Below are 14,726 nucleotides of genomic sequence, written 5' to 3'. Positions count from 1 at the left end.
AGTGTACCTGTTTTAGCACCGGGGATCGTCATAAAAGGCAGGAATTAGCGTGCAGCGCGACTTAGCACAGGCGAGACGCCATCGCGGGACAGAGACGCCTGCGGCTGCCACAGATAGCGCAGCGATGCGATAAGGCAGAGAGAGTAACCAAAAAGTTCGCAGCCCTCTTCGGCCATATTTTTCACGACCCGGTTATACCCCTCCAGCATCAGCTGCTGCCAGAGCTGATGCATACCGAACAGCCGGGAAAAGACCAGTATGGCCAGTAAGCCTGCGGCCATCATCTGCCAGCTGCGGTGCTGCAGCAGCGCAGCGAGGCCAGGCAGGATCTGCGCCGGGGTACGCAGCGCCAGCGCCAGTGACGCGGCGGTGGTCGCCAGCGCAAACCAGAGCCAGGCACCGTGCCGGATAAGATCAAACAGATAATCGAGTTCGCGTATCAGCATGCAACTGTAGAATCCACCCACCAGAATCAGCGCGCTGCGCTGCTCCGGTCGCTGCGACGCGGCGCGAAAGAACAGCGCAGCCAGCAGAGTCAGCATCACGGCCTGCGTAATTTCAGTAAACGACGTTTCGTGTAATGCGTTGTGCATCCAGGCGACGTCGATATATACCATCGCCATACAGAAAACCAGAAGCGATCCACTGATGAGAAAGGCCGCCATCTCGCGGCTAATAAGAGTAATATGTTCACGCATTATAATGTAACCAAATGATAAAATAATTAGCGTGCTTAGTATATTTCACCCGACTGATCGCGCTTCTCATTTGGTGCCGGTTTTCAGCCTTGCCGCTGAACGTTCGTAGCAGAAACAGGGAGCAGAGCATGCAGCGATGTGGCTGGGTAACCGCAGATCCGCTTTACGTGAGTTATCACGACCGTGAATGGGGGGTTGCGCAGCGAGAGAGACGCGCCCTGTTTGAGATGCTCTGCCTTGAAGGGCAGCAGGCGGGTCTCTCCTGGATCACCGTGCTGAAAAAGCGCGAAAATTACCGCCGGGCGTTTCATGATTTCGATCCGGCCACCGTCGCGCGAATGGACGAAGCGGATATAGACCGTCTGATGCAGGAGAGCGGAGTGATCCGCCATCGCGGCAAGCTGGAAGCGATTGTGCAGAACGCACGCGCCCTGCTGGCGCTGGAAGCAGCAGGCGAAGATTTTTCCCGCTTTATCTGGTCATTCGTGAACGATCGCCCCATTTTGCACCATTATGCCGATTACCGGCAGGCACCGGTCACTTCCGAACCCGCTCTGGCACTCTCTAAGGCCCTGAAGCAGCGCGGCTTCAAATTTATCGGCCCGACAATATGCCACGCATTTATGCAGGCCTGCGGGCTGATTAACGATCATCAAACTACCTGTTTTCGCCATCCCGATAATCTTTAACGCAAAAACTTACATTTTCAGATTCGGCCTCACGAATTTCCCCATCTTTGAACGGCATAATAGTGGCTTTCCGGGACTGTTACCCATAAGTATATTGAGGGACTGATGATGAAAAAGCGTGCTCTGACGCTGGCCTTATTTGTAAGCGGCAGCCTTGCGCTGTCGGGTTGTACTACCAATCCTTATACCGGCGAATCGCAGGCGGGTAAGTCCGGAATTGGTGCGGGTCTGGGTGCCGTGGTCGGTGCGGGAGTAGGCGTGCTCTCCTCCTCGAAAAAAGATCGTAAAAAGGGCGCGCTGATTGGCGCGGCATCCGGTGCGGCGCTGGGCGGCGGCGTGGGGTATTACATGGATGTTCAGGAAGCGAAACTGCGCGACAAAATGCGCGGTACGGGCGTTAGCGTAACCCGTCAGGGCGACAATATTGTTCTGAATATGCCAAACAATGTCACCTTTGACTCCAGCAGCGCAACGCTGAAAACGGCCGGTGCCAACACCCTGAGCGGCGTGGCGATGGTGCTGAAAGAGTATCCGAAAACCGCCGTTAACGTTGTCGGCTATACCGACAGCACCGGTTCACGCGCGCTGAATATGCGTCTGTCGCAGCAGCGTGCCGAAAGTGTGGCCAGCGCACTGGTGCTGCAGGGCGTCGCGCAGAATCGCCTGCGCACGCAGGGCATGGGACCGGATAACCCGGTTGCCAGCAACAACACTGAAGAGGGTAAAGCGCAGAACCGTCGCGTTGAGATCACCCTCAGTCCGCTGAACTAAACAGCCTGCCGGCCTGCACCCGCAGGCCGCTTTTCTGACCCCTTCCGGAAATAACTGGAAACCCTTCCAGAAAACAGTATATACTGCCTCCGCTTTCTGAAGACTACACTGGCTTATACCAGCGTGACAAAAACTCAACCGGTCGGATACGCCCATGTCACTCAAAGCGATCGCTGCCGCCCTTGGCCTCTCTGTTACCACCGTCAGTCGCGCGCTGAACGGCTACGACGACGTGGCGGAAGCAACCCGGCAACGCATTCAGGATGAAGCACGCCGTCGCGGTTATCGTCCAAACATTGCGGCACGCCGCCTGAAAACCGGTCGGGCAAACGCCGTCGGGCTGGTATTACCCGTCAGTACCGCCTCGCTTAACGACAGCTACTACAGTGAAATGCTGCTGACGCTGGATCGGTGCCTGGCGCGTCAGGATATCGACCTGCTGCTGCTGCCGGATAAACCGCGCGATCAGCAGCGCAATTTACTGCGCATGCTGCGCAGCGGCGCACTCGATGCGCTGATCGTTACCCATACCACCCCGCACGACGCTCGCCTGCAACGCCTGCAGCAGAAAGGGTTTCGCTTCCTTACCCTCGGCCGCAGCGAGCTGCCGCAGCCCTACGCCTGGTTTGACTACGATAACTACGCGGGGGCGCAGCTGGCGGCGCGGCATGCTCTGCAGCAGGGGCTGACGCGTCTTGCCTGGCTCGGTACCGATGAGCCGGGCACCTATATCCTCGATCGCCGCCGCGGCTTTCTCGATACGCTGCGGGATGCCGCACAGCCTGCAGAATTTGTTGCGGCACTGCCGCCCACCCGCCGTGCCGGCCTGCAGCAGACGCTCGCCTGGCTGCGTCACCCTGCACCTCCGCAGGCCATTATCACCGACTGCAGCACGCTCGGCGAGGGTGCAGCCATTGCGCTTCAGCAGCAGCAGCGGCTCTCCGGTGCGCATGCGATCGCACTCTACGTCTATGACGGTCTGCCTCATGACTCGATTATCGACCATCCGGTTAATGTGATCCTGCAGATCTCTCAGCAGCGCATCGGCGAATGTGTGGCGGAGATGGTGCTGCAGCTGCTGGCAGACAGGCCGGTCACCGAACTGCAGAGACTCTGGCAGCCGGTTTTGCGCCTGGCTGCTGACGCCTGATGATGGCGCGCCGCGCGTGCTGTGATAGTCTTCGCCTGATTTAACTTTTCAGGAATATGTAATGAAAACCAGGCCACCACGCGCCACAATCAGCGATGTTGCCCGCACGGCAAATACCGGTAAAACCAGTGTTTCCCGCTATCTGAACGGGGAAGAACATCTCCTTTCGCCCGATCTGAAAACCCGTATTGAGCAGGCGATTGACGCGCTGAATTATCGTCCCAGCCAGATGGCGCGCGGCCTGAAGCGCGGCCGTACGCGATTAATTGGCCTGATCATTGCAGATATCACTAATCCCTATTCCGTGGATGTGCTGAGCGGCATTGAAGCGGCCTGCCGCGCCCGCGGGTTTACGCTGCTGATGTGCAACACCAATAATGAGGTCGATCTGGAGCAGCACTATCTGCAGCTGCTGAGCAGCTATCAGGTTGAGGGCATTGTGGTTAATGCGGTCGGCATGCATGAAGTGGTGCTCAACCGGCTGCAGCAGTCGATGCTGCCAATGGTGCTGATCGACCGCAAAATTCCTGATTTCGCCTGCGATGTTGTCGGGCTGAATAACCAGGAGGCAGCCTGCAACGCCACGCGTCATCTGCTGGATAACGGCTATAACGCCCTGCTGTTTCTCAGCGAGCCGCTGGGCAGCGTCAATACCCGCCGCGAACGCCTGCGCGCCTTTTTTGCCACCGCAGGCGCCGCGCCGGACGCCATCGCGGAGAATGCGGAAGTGCCGCTGCACCAGCCAGAACCTCTGGATCGGGCGCTGCTGGACTTTTACCAGCGGCATGCCGGCAGACGCGTTGCCGTGGTAGCCGCCAACGGTGCCCTGACGCTGCAGGTAGCCCGGGCGCTCCAGCGCCTGGAGCTGGTCTGGGGTAAAGATATCGGCCTGCTGGGGTTTGATGAACTGGAGTGGGCGGCGCTGGCCGGCGTTGGCATTACCACGCTGCGTCAGCCCACCTGGCAGATTGGCTATGCGGCGCTGGAGCAGGTGATCACCCGCATTGACGGCAGCGATGCACCGATACGGGATCAGGTTTTTTCCGGCGAGCTGATCGTGCGCGGATCGAGCCAGCCGCTACGCTGATCGCAGAAGCGAATGCTGACTTCGTGAGCAGGATCATAAATCCGCAGTCTGCGTCTTTCCTTTGGAACCGGTTCCATCTAACGTTTTCTCAACGATTGGGAGGCAGTTTGGTGCCCGGAGAGACGTGATGAGACCAGAAATTATTGTAGTGACCGCCGCCTACGGCGCGCATAAAATTGCCGAGCTTGGCGGGCAGAGCCGCCTGCTGCCGCTGATCAAAGCGGCCGGCGCTGATGGCGTTGAGATTCGCCGCGAGCTGTTCAGCGACACTGAGCTGCAGCAGCTGCCGGAGCTGGGCCAGACGGCGCGTGAACAGTCGCTGCGGGTCAGCTACTCCGTCCCGGAATCGCTGTGGCTGGCAGATGGCGCACTCAACCCGCGACTGGCACAGTTTTTCCACGAAGCGGAGCAGCTCGGCGCGCAGCGACTGAAACTCGCTATTGGCCACTTTGTTCAGCTGGCTGACCGCCAGCTGGTAGAAATTCTGGCGTCAACGTCCGTGACGCTGGTGATTGAGAACGATCAGACCGCTGACAGTACGCTGGCGCCCATGCTGCGCTTTTTTCACCACGCCTGCGACGCCGCCCTGCCGCTGGATATGACGTTTGACATGGGGAACTGGCTCTGGACCGGCGAGGATGCGCTGCAGGCTGCTCATCAGCTCAGCCGCTACGTCAGCTATGTGCACGTTAAAGCGGCCATTGCGCATCGCGACACATTCCGGGCGATCGCCCTTGATGATGCGGATGAGAGCTGGCGCACGCTGCTGCACGCCCTGCCCGCAGACGCACCGCGCGGTATTGAGTTTCCGCTGGAAGGCGGCGATCTGCTGGCGGTAACCCGCCACTATGTTGACCTGCTGCGTGCCGCGTAAGGAGCCTGCCATGACACAACCTTCTCAACTTGATGTCGTCACCATTGGCGAAGCGATGGCGATGTTTATCGCGCAGCAAACCGGCGATCTCGCGGCGGCAGAGCGCTTTATCAAGCGTATTGCTGGCGCCGAACTGAACGTTGCCATCGGTCTGGCGCGTCTTGGCCTGCAGGTTGGCTGGGTCAGCCGCGTGGGAGATGACAGCTTCGGACGTTTCACGCTGCAGCAGCTGGCAAAAGAGAACGTTGATCACCGCTGTGTGACCACGGATGCCCGCTACCGTACCGGTTTTCAGCTGAAAGCGCGCGTCGACGACGGCTCCGATCCGGAAGTGGAATATTTCCGCAAAGGATCGGCGGCAAGCCACCTCTCGCCGGACGATTTTAATCCGGACTATTTTGGCAGCGCGCGCCATCTTCATCTGAGCGGCGTGGCCGCTGCGCTCTCTGATTCATCGCTGGCGCTGCTGCAGTATGCAGCGCAGACAATGCGGGCACAGGGCAAAACGATCTCTTTCGATCCCAATCTGCGTCCGGTGCTGTGGCGCAGCGAAATAGAGATGCGCCAGCAGCTTAATGCGCTGGCAGAGTATGCCGACTGGGTGCTGCCGGGTGAAAAAGAGGGCTATATCCTGACCGGCTATCGCCAGCCGGAGGCGATTGCTGATTTCTACCTCGATAAGGGCGTAAAAGCGGTGGTGATTAAAACCGGCTGCGACGGCGCCTGGTATAAAACGGCACAGGGCGAAAAAGGCGTTGTCGCCCCGGTGCTGGTCGACAACGTGGTGGATACCGTAGGCGCAGGCGATGGCTTTGCCGTAGGCCTGATTAGCGCCCTGCTGGAAGGTAAAACGCTGCCGCAGGCGATTCTGCGCGGCAATAAGATCGGATCGCTCGCTATTCAGGTAGCGGGAGACAGCGAAGGTTTACCCACCCGCGCGGCGCTGGGTGATTACTGAGTTACTGCGCCGGCACGATACTACTTACCCTACAACACTATTATTCTGAGGCGCATCCACGGAATGTGCCCGCCTCAACCAGAGGAGTCACGCATGAAATCGCAGACAATCGCGCCAAAACGCTGGTGGTATATCATGCCCATCGTGTTTATCACCTACAGTCTGGCGTATCTGGACCGGGCGAACTTCAGCTTCGCCTCTGCCGCAGGCATTAATGACGACCTCGGCATTACCAAAGGCATGTCATCGCTGCTGGGCGCGCTGTTTTTTCTCGGCTACTTCTTCTTTCAAATCCCCGGTGCTATCTATGCCGAGCGCCGCAGCGTAAAAAAACTGATTTTCTGGTGCCTGATCCTGTGGGGCGGCTGCGCTTCGCTGACCGGGGTCGTCAGCAATATTCCGATGCTGGCAGCGATCCGCTTTATCCTCGGCGTGGTGGAAGCGGCCGTGATGCCCGCAATGCTGATCTACATCAGTAACTGGTTTACCAAATCGGAGCGCTCGCGTGCCAATACCTTTCTGATCCTCGGCAACCCGGTTACCGTACTGTGGATGTCGGTGGTGTCCGGCTATCTGATTAACGCCTTTGGCTGGCGTGAGATGTTCATCATCGAAGGTTTTCCGGCGGTGATCTGGGCTATCGCCTGGTGGTTCCTGGTACAGGATAAACCAGCGCAGGCCAAATGGATGAGCGATGAGGAAAAAGCCGCGCTGCAGGCGCAGCTGCAGAAAGAGCAGGAAAATATCAAAGCGGTGCGGAACTACAGCGAAGCGTTTCGCAATCGCAACGTTATCATCCTTTGCATGCAGTATTTTGCCTGGAGTATTGGCGTATACGGCTTTGTGCTGTGGCTGCCTTCCATTCTGCGTAACGGCACGCAGATGGGTATGGTGGAAGCGGGCTGGCTCTCAGCGGTGCCTTACCTGGTCGCCACTATCGCCATGGTGGTGGTGTCGTGGGCGTCCGATAAAACGCAAAACCGTAAACTGTTTGTCTGGCCGCTGCTGCTGATTGGCGCACTGGCGTTCCTTGGCTCTTATCTGGTAGGTCCGGGCAATTTCTGGCTCTCCTATGCGCTGCTGGTGATTGCCGGCGGAGCGATGTATGCCCCTTACGGTCCGTTCTTTGCCATCATTCCGGAAATGCTGCCGCGCAACGTTTCGGGGGGTGCCATGGCGCTGATTAACAGCATGGGGGCGCTGGGTTCCTTTATCGGTTCATGGATTGTCGGCTATCTTAATGGAGCAACCGGCAGCCCGGCCGCATCTTATATCTTCATGGGTTCAGCCCTGCTGGTTTCGGTCTGGCTGACGCTGATCGTCAAGCCCGCCGCAAATAAAACGCCGCCGATTCATGGGGCGAAGCACGCCTGAAAGCGTAAGAGATGACTTCTCCGGGCGGCCCCTGTCGCCCGTCACCTATTTCTACAGGAAGCGATTCATGAAACCTGCTGTGATCCTCTACAAAAGCCTGCCTGACGATCTGCGCCGCCAGCTCGATACGCATTTTCGCGTTACCGAAGTTAAAGATGTTTCACCGGAAACGGTACACCAGCATGCGGACGCGTTTGCGCAGGCAGAAGGTATCATCGGTTCCGGCGGCAAAGTCGATGACGCACTGCTGTCGCAGATGCCGGCGCTGCGCGCCTGCTCCACCGTCTCCGTCGGCTATGACAACTTTAACGTTGACGCGCTGAATCAGCGCAAGGTGCTGCTGATGCACACTCCGACGGTCCTGACCGAGACCGTCGCGGATACCATGATGGCGCTGGTACTGAGCACCGCTCGCCGCGTGGCCGAGCTGGATAAATGGGTTAAAGAAGGCAACTGGAAAAAGAGCATCGGTCCGGATCTGTTTGGCACCGACGTTCACCACAAAACCATGGGGATTTTAGGCATGGGCCGTATTGGCCTGGCGCTGGCGCAGCGCGCCCACTTCGGTTTTGGTATGAATATTCTCTATAACGCCCGTCGTCAGCATGAAGAAGCGGAGAGCCGCTTTCAGGCCCGCGCCTGCGATCTGGAGACGCTGCTGAAAGAGAGTGATTTTGTCTGCATCAGTCTGCCGCTCACCGAACAGACGCACCATATGATTGGTGCCGCGCAGCTGCAGCTGATGAAGCCCGGCGCAATTCTGATCAACGCGGGTCGCGGCCCGGTCGTGGATGAGCAGGCGCTGACGGCAGCGCTGAAAGCGAGTACCCTGCTGGCGGCCGGACTGGACGTTTTTGAGGTGGAACCCGTTCCCGCTGAGGCAGAGATCCTTACCCTGCCAAACGTGGTAACGCTGCCGCATATTGGTTCAGCCACGCATGAGACGCGCTATGGCATGGCGCGTGATGCGGTTGAAAACCTGATTGCTGCGCTGACCGGTACACCGGATAAAAACTGCGTTAACCCGCAGGTTCTGCGCTGATGCGACCGCTTTAGCCATTGCGCCCGCCAGCGGCGGGCGTTATGGTGGTTTTCTCCATTCGCTTTCACAAAATTTTTACTTCCTATGTCCTTTTCTCAGTTCGGCGACAAATTTACGCAACCCACCGGTATCTCCCGTCTGATGGAAGATATGGGAGAGGGACTGCGCACACCCGGCACCATCATGCTGGGCGGCGGTAACCCGGCACAGATCCCGGCAATGAACGACTATTTTGACCAGCTGCTGCTGCAGATGCATAAAGATGGCACGCTGAGTGAGGCGCTGTGCAACTATGACGGGCCGCGCGGCAAAGCGCAGCTGCTGGCATCGCTTGCCACCCTGCTGCGCGAGCAGTTTGGCTGGCCTGTTACGGCGCAAAATATTGCGCTGACCAACGGCAGCCAGAGCGCGTTTTTCTACCTGTTTAATCTGTTTGCCGGACACCGCGCCGACGGCAGTAAAAAGCGCGTGCTGTTTCCGCTGGCGCCGGAATATCTCGGTTACGCTGACGCCGGCCTCGAAGAGGGGCTGTTTGTTTCAGCGAAGCCCACCATCGAGCTGCTGCCAGAGGGGCAGTTTAAATATCATGTCGATTTCGACCATCTGCCGCTGCATGAGGATATCGGGCTGATCTGCGTTTCGCGCCCGACCAATCCGACCGGCAATGTGGTTACTGACGATGAGCTATTGCAGCTGGATGCGCTGGCACAGCAGCACGGCGTGCCGCTGTTGATCGATAACGCCTACGGCGTACCCTTCCCCGGTATTATTTTCAGCGAAGCGCGCCCGCTGTGGAATCCCAACACCATTCTCTGCATGAGCCTCTCCAAGCTCGGCCTGCCTGGCGCACGCTGCGGCATCATTATTGCCGATGAGAGCACCATCGGCGCACTGGGCAATATGAACGGTATTATCAGCCTGGCGCCCGGCAGCATTGGTCCGGCGCTGGCAAATGAAATGATTGTACGCGGCGATCTGCTGCGCCTCTCTGATGAGGTTATCCGGCCGTTTTATCAGGCTAAGGTGGCAGAGACGCTGGCGATCCTGCGTCGCTACCTGCCGGAAGATCGCTGTCTGATTCATAAACCGGAGGGGGCGATTTTCCTCTGGCTCTGGTTTCGCGATCTGCCCATCACCACCGAAGTGCTCTATCAGCGTCTCAAGGCGCGCGGTGTGCTGATGGTGCCGGGCCACTTCTTCTTCCCGGGGCTGGAGCAGGCGTGGCCGCATACGCATCAGTGCATGCGCATGAACTATGTACCGGAAGCAGCGAAAATTGAGCAAGCAGTCCGGATCCTGGCGGAGGAGCTGGAGCGCGCGGTCCGCGAGGCCGAAAGCGTCACCTGCCCCGCAGACGGAAACCAGATTTAACCGCCCGAAACCGGCTACAGCCTGAGAACAGGAAGCCCTTATGTCCGTGAAAGATATGCTGTTAGCGCTGTGCGTCGTTGTGGCGTGGGGCGTCAATTTTGTGGTGATCAAACTCGGGCTGCAGGGCATGCCGCCTTTTCTGCTGGCGGGACTGCGCTTTGCCCTGGTGGCGTTTCCGGCCCTGCTGTTTGTAAAGCGTCCGGCTATTCCGCTGCGCTGGCTGGTGATCTATGGCATGACGATCAGCTTCGGGCAGTTTGCTTTCCTGTTTTTAGCCATCAAGCTTGGCATGCCTGCCGGAGTAGCCTCCCTGGTGTTGCAGGCGCAGGCGTTCTTCACACTGCTGCTCGGCGCGCTGCTGCTGGCTGAGAAGCTGCGCTGGAATCATATTACCGGCATCGTGATTGCGACCCTGGGGATGTATCTGCTCGCCAGCGCCGGTATGGCGGGCCAGACGGCAGGTGGCATTACCCTGACAACCATGCTGCTGACGCTGGCGGCGGCGGCCTCCTGGGGGCTGGGCAATATCACCAATAAAATCATTCTGCGCAATCACCGCGTGCCGGTGATGTCGCTGGTGGTGTGGAGCGCGCTGGTGCCGGTTATTCCCTTTTTCGTCTGCTCCTGGTGGTTTGAAGGCAGCGCGCTCATCGTGCACAGCCTGCAGGGGATCTCACTGCAGACTATCCTGGCGCTAATCTATCTGGCTTTCATCGCCACTATCATCGGTTATGGCATCTGGGGCCGGCTGCTGAGCCGCTATGAAACCTGGCGCGTTGCGCCACTGACGCTGCTGGTGCCGGTGGTGGGTATTATCAGCGCGGCCGTTGTGCTGGATGAGGCGCTGACCGCGCAGGAGCTGCTGGGCGCAGCGGTAATCGTTGCCGGTCTGCTGATCAATGTTTTTGGCGGCCTGCTGAGCCAGCGGCTGCTCTCCCGCGCCTGACTCTGACCAAAAAAAACGCCGCATTGCTGCGGCGCTTAAGGCTTTTGTGCTGGCCTTATTTCAGAATTTCAATCCGGCGCGGTTTCGCCTCTTCAGGAACGATGCGCTCCAGATCGATGCTCAGCAGACCGAGTTCGAGACGCGCATCGCGCACCACGATGTGCTCGGCCAGCTGGAATTTACGCTCAAAATTGCGCTCGGCGATGCCCTGATAAAGATATTTGCGCTCCGGCTGCTCTTCAGGATGCGCGCCGCGTACCACCAATATATTGTTATGGGCGGTAATATCCAGCTCACTCTGGGCAAAGCCTGCTACCGCAATCGTGATGCGGTATTGGTTTTCATCCACCAGTTCAACGTTGTAAGGAGGATAGTTTCCGTTCGGGTGGTTCTGATTAGTTTCCAGCAGTTTAATCAGATGATCGAACCCTATGAAAGAACGATAAAGTGGAGAGAGATCAAAGTTACGCATAATAAGACTCCTGATAATCAGCAAGTTTTGGCAACCTTCCACTATGGACAGGTTGTCCGGCCTGGCACTGTCCCATGCGGCAACAGTCATACGGCCGTAATGTGAAAATGGGTATGGTAGCGATCTTTTCAAGGGCCACCGGCGTGATTTTTTGCAGCAAAACCGGTGAGATGACATACACTCAGGAAACCCTGCACCTGCACTGAAAACAGGGCCAGAGAGCGCTGATAACGACAGGTGACATATTGCTGCCAGGGATGCAGCCATGACTGAAGGGATGATGACAATGAAGATGATAAAACGTTTTCCGCTGACCGGACTGCTGGTGTGCTGTGTGATAACCACCTCCGGCTGCTCCAGCATGATGTCGCACTCCGGCGGTAGCCAGGGTTACTATCCTGGCACGCGCGCCAGTGCCAAAATGCTGACTGATGACGACACGGGCTGGGTGCTGAAGCCGCTGGCGCTGATCGATCTGCCCTTCTCTGCCGTACTGGATACGCTCTTGCTGCCGTGGGACTACTTCCACGCCGGTGAGGACAAACGCAGCTCCTCACCGCGCGAACGCGTGCTGCAAAGTGAAAGAGAGGCCAATACCCAGGCGAGCCTCGCTACGGCTGCTGCGATGCCGGCATCGCACTGACGCAGAACAGCTGGCGCCAGCCTTCCACTTCACGCATATAGGCGATCTGTTTGCCATCCGGCGACCAGACCACCGCGTCGCCGCTCAGCGCGGCAGCAGAGGCAGGTGTCAGTGGCGTACAGCGACCGTCTGCCATTTCGCAGCGCATTACGCGGTTGGCACAGATAAAGGCGATGGCATTACCCTGCGGGTGCCAGCTGAACGCAGACTGGATACTGCTGCTGAGCCGGGTGATCTGCCGCGGCTCACCGCCGTTGGGCGACACGCTCCAGAGCTGAATAATGCCCTGCTCATCGGCCAGCAGAAAGGCGATCGCGCTGCCGTCTGGCGCCGCGCGCAGCCAGTGGCGCGGCTGTAGCGCCAGACCCCCGGTATGCGTCAGCCGCCGCTGCTGCACCCCTGCCGGCGGTGCCGGCAGCCGGGTATCGCTGCCCTCCAGCGGCGAGCTGCCGGGACGGGCGTAATCAGCCAGCACGTCCGGTAAATCCACGATAAATACCTCCGGCACTTTTTGCCCGCGAGCGTCGCGCGTGTCGCCGATAAAGGCGATAGCCCAGCGCTGCCAGCTGCCGTCAGCTTTCTGATAGCCGCGATCGCCTATCCAGCACTCTTCATAAGCGCGATCGATCGCATCGCTGCCGGGCTGCGGGTCGCGCTGCGTCTGGCTGATCAGCACGCAGTAGTGGCTGCCATCATACTCACGCGGATGTTTTTCAGCCGGGCAGACCGGATGCAGCGGCACGGCCACGCCGACGTTGCGCAGATCCTCGCGGCTGTCGCGCTCATGCATCACATGATCGTTGTAAGTAAAGCTGAGGCGGGTGCCGTCCGGGCTAAAGACATGCACATGCGATCCGCCGCGCAGCGCGCCCGGCGTATAAGGCGCGGTGATATCGCAGGCGTCCAGCGTCTCCGCATGGCCATCCTGCACGATCACGCCACGGCGATGGTGAAAATCGTAATGCCAGTGCGCATCGGGATGTTCCGGGCCATGAATAAAGACGTAGCGCGGCGGCAGATCGGGACTTACGGTCACCACCCCAACGTGAGCCCCGTCGCGCGCCTGATAAAGAAGCTCAACGGCGCCCGTAAAGACGTTAACCCGCTCAATGGTCAGGCCGGTAAAAGAGGCGCCGGAGGGGCGCACATCAAACGCCAGCCACTGGCTGTCGGCGGTCCAGACGTTGATATTGGTCAGCTGGTGATGCCGCTGCGCAAAGGTAAGCTGTTTTTCTGACATGGGATGCTCTTACAGATAACCGATGCTGATACGGTACGCGATTCCCTGCCGTGGCGCAGCAGTTTTGCGGGGATGTGCGCTTCCATGCGCGCCTCGCCGGATCAGCCAACGCGTTTCACGTCGCCGACCAGCAGAATATAGGAGAGTGCGCCCACCAGCGCCACGGCGGAGATATACACCAGAGCCGGGGCAAAGCCATAATCCTGCGCCAGATAACCGACCACCAGCGGAACTGTGATACCGCCAAGTCCGCCGATAAAGTTGAACATGCCGCCGGTCAGACCAATCAGGCGAACCGGTGCCAGCGAAGATACCAGTGACCAGGTGATTGAGGCGAAACCGTTGCCGAAGAACGCCAGCGCCATCAGCACCATAATCCACACGGGGTCATTGGTGTAGTTAGCACCCATGATGCAGGTTGAGATCAGCAGGCCGCAGATGATTGGCATTTTGCGTGCGAAGCCGATTGAGCGTCCGCTGCGCACCAGCCTGTCAGCCACGATACCAGACAGGATCACGCCGAAAAAGGCGGCCAGAAACGGTACGGTTGTCATGAAACCGGCGGTTAATGCGGCAATATGCTTCTCCTGGGTCAGGTAGTTAGGGAACCACGTCAGGAAGAACCACAGCGTTGAGGTCACCGCAAACTGACCAAGGTACACGCCGCACAGTTTACGGTGAAACACCAGTTTCCAGTCGGCGGCAGTAAGCCGGGGGCGCGCTTTTTTCTCTGACGGCGCATCACCGTCAACCATTGCGCCACCTTCGCGAATATAGTCCAGCTCGGCCTGATTGATCCCTTTGCTGTGTCTGGGTGCCCGGTACACTTTGATCCACACCAGCGACCAGACGATGCCGATTCCGCCGGTAATGATAAACACCCAGTGCCAGCTGAGCAGCTCCTGGATCCAAATCAGCAGCGGCGTCAGGAATGCCAGTCCGACAAACTGTCCGGAGGTGTAGAAGCCAACGGCAGACGCACGCTCCTGCTCCGGAAACCAGCTGGTTACCAGGCGATTATTTGTCGGGAATGCCGGCGCTTCAAATACACCGGTAATCGCACGTAAGCTAATCAGCGATAATAAGCCCGTGGCAAATCCCTGAAATAATGTCGCCACCGACCAGCCGAGGATGGCAATAAAATAGGTCAGCCGCGAACCCACGCGATCGAGAAACCAGCCTCCAGGAATCTGGCAGAGCGTATATAGCCAGGCAAAGGCGGAAAAAACATAGCCCATTTCCGCTTTGGTAATACCAAACTCCTCCTGAATATGGGCTGAGGCTACCGCTAAATTAGCGCGGTCCACATAACAAATAACCACGGTAATAAAGATCATTAACAGCGTAATATAACGCCGCCGCGTTGGTCTGGCCTGAACAGCAGAGAGATCCATGGTGTTTCTCCGTCATG

15 protein-coding genes are annotated in these 14,726 nt (G+C 58.4%); 11 read left to right on the top strand and 4 right to left on the bottom strand.

Going from position 1 to position 14,726, the window contains the following annotated elements; all coding sequences use genetic code 11:
- Nucleotides 1-44: 44 nt before the first annotated feature.
- Nucleotides 45-698, bottom strand: a complete 654-nt coding sequence (locus tag AC2CF9_RS12045; RefSeq protein ID WP_150017825.1) for a hypothetical protein — start codon at nucleotides 696-698, stop codon at nucleotides 45-47.
- A 128-nt stretch (nucleotides 699-826) separates the two neighbouring features.
- Between AC2CF9_RS12045 and AC2CF9_RS12040 the strand changes: the two genes are divergently transcribed.
- From AC2CF9_RS12040 to AC2CF9_RS11995, 10 genes are all read left to right on the top strand, one after another.
- Nucleotides 827-1,387: a DNA-3-methyladenine glycosylase I gene (locus tag AC2CF9_RS12040; protein ID WP_150017824.1), complete on the top strand. Its 561-nt coding sequence runs from the start codon at nucleotides 827-829 to the stop codon at nucleotides 1,385-1,387.
- Between the two features lie 108 nt (nucleotides 1,388-1,495).
- On the top strand, nucleotides 1,496-2,158 hold the full coding sequence (locus AC2CF9_RS12035) for an OmpA family lipoprotein (RefSeq protein WP_150017900.1): 663 nt from the start codon (nucleotides 1,496-1,498) through the stop codon (nucleotides 2,156-2,158).
- A gap of 154 nt (nucleotides 2,159-2,312) precedes the next feature.
- The gene (locus AC2CF9_RS12030; protein ID WP_484557118.1) at nucleotides 2,313-3,308 is read left to right on the top strand and encodes a LacI family DNA-binding transcriptional regulator; all 996 of its coding nucleotides are present in this window, start codon (nucleotides 2,313-2,315) and stop codon (nucleotides 3,306-3,308) included.
- Nucleotides 3,309-3,369: 61 nt separating this feature from the next.
- Complete coding sequence (locus tag AC2CF9_RS12025) at nucleotides 3,370-4,395, top strand: LacI family DNA-binding transcriptional regulator (protein ID WP_150017822.1); 1,026 nt, start codon at nucleotides 3,370-3,372, stop codon at nucleotides 4,393-4,395.
- Between the two features lie 127 nt (nucleotides 4,396-4,522).
- Nucleotides 4,523-5,269, top strand: coding sequence for a sugar phosphate isomerase/epimerase family protein (locus AC2CF9_RS12020; RefSeq protein ID WP_150017821.1), 747 nt, complete (start codon nucleotides 4,523-4,525; stop codon nucleotides 5,267-5,269).
- Between the two features lie 10 nt (nucleotides 5,270-5,279).
- On the top strand, nucleotides 5,280-6,227 hold the full coding sequence (locus tag AC2CF9_RS12015; RefSeq protein WP_484557117.1) for a sugar kinase: 948 nt from the start codon (nucleotides 5,280-5,282) through the stop codon (nucleotides 6,225-6,227).
- A gap of 93 nt (nucleotides 6,228-6,320) precedes the next feature.
- Entirely contained in the window at nucleotides 6,321-7,601 is a 1,281-nt protein-coding gene (locus AC2CF9_RS12010) for an MFS transporter (protein ID WP_150017819.1), read from the top strand.
- Nucleotides 7,602-7,668: 67 nt separating this feature from the next.
- Nucleotides 7,669-8,643: a glyoxylate/hydroxypyruvate reductase GhrB gene (gene ghrB / locus AC2CF9_RS12005; RefSeq protein ID WP_484557116.1), complete on the top strand. Its 975-nt coding sequence runs from the start codon at nucleotides 7,669-7,671 to the stop codon at nucleotides 8,641-8,643.
- Between the two features lie 84 nt (nucleotides 8,644-8,727).
- Nucleotides 8,728-10,014 carry a valine--pyruvate transaminase gene (locus tag AC2CF9_RS12000; protein WP_150017817.1) on the top strand — a complete coding sequence of 429 codons (1,287 nt, stop codon included), beginning with the start codon at nucleotides 8,728-8,730 and terminating at the stop codon, nucleotides 10,012-10,014.
- 40 nt (nucleotides 10,015-10,054) lie between these two features.
- Nucleotides 10,055-10,960, top strand: a complete 906-nt coding sequence (locus tag AC2CF9_RS11995; protein ID WP_150017816.1) for an EamA family transporter — start codon at nucleotides 10,055-10,057, stop codon at nucleotides 10,958-10,960.
- Between the two features lie 55 nt (nucleotides 10,961-11,015).
- Here AC2CF9_RS11995 and ibpA read toward each other — a convergent pair whose 3' ends face one another.
- Nucleotides 11,016-11,432 (bottom strand): small heat shock chaperone IbpA, encoded by a 417-nt coding sequence (ibpA, locus tag AC2CF9_RS11990; RefSeq protein ID WP_484557115.1) that lies wholly within the window; start codon nucleotides 11,430-11,432, stop codon nucleotides 11,016-11,018.
- A gap of 286 nt (nucleotides 11,433-11,718) precedes the next feature.
- Between ibpA and AC2CF9_RS11985 the strand changes: the two genes are divergently transcribed.
- Complete coding sequence (locus AC2CF9_RS11985; RefSeq protein ID WP_223811800.1) at nucleotides 11,719-12,075, top strand: YceK/YidQ family lipoprotein; 357 nt, start codon at nucleotides 11,719-11,721, stop codon at nucleotides 12,073-12,075.
- Here the strand turns inward: AC2CF9_RS11985 and AC2CF9_RS11980 are convergent.
- Nucleotides 12,044-13,315 (bottom strand): YidR family protein, encoded by a 1,272-nt coding sequence (locus AC2CF9_RS11980; protein ID WP_484557114.1) that lies wholly within the window; start codon nucleotides 13,313-13,315, stop codon nucleotides 12,044-12,046. The genes AC2CF9_RS11985 and AC2CF9_RS11980 overlap by 32 nt on opposite strands.
- Before the next feature lie 101 nt (nucleotides 13,316-13,416).
- On the bottom strand, nucleotides 13,417-14,709 hold the full coding sequence (locus tag AC2CF9_RS11975) for an MFS transporter (protein ID WP_150017814.1): 1,293 nt from the start codon (nucleotides 14,707-14,709) through the stop codon (nucleotides 13,417-13,419).
- Nucleotides 14,710-14,726 lie beyond the last annotated feature (17 nt).

Source organism: Pantoea sp. SYBGC1 (genome assembly GCF_057197005.1).
The sequence above is the reverse complement of the archived record's forward strand: the minus strand, read 5'-3'. Positions and strand labels throughout refer to the sequence as shown.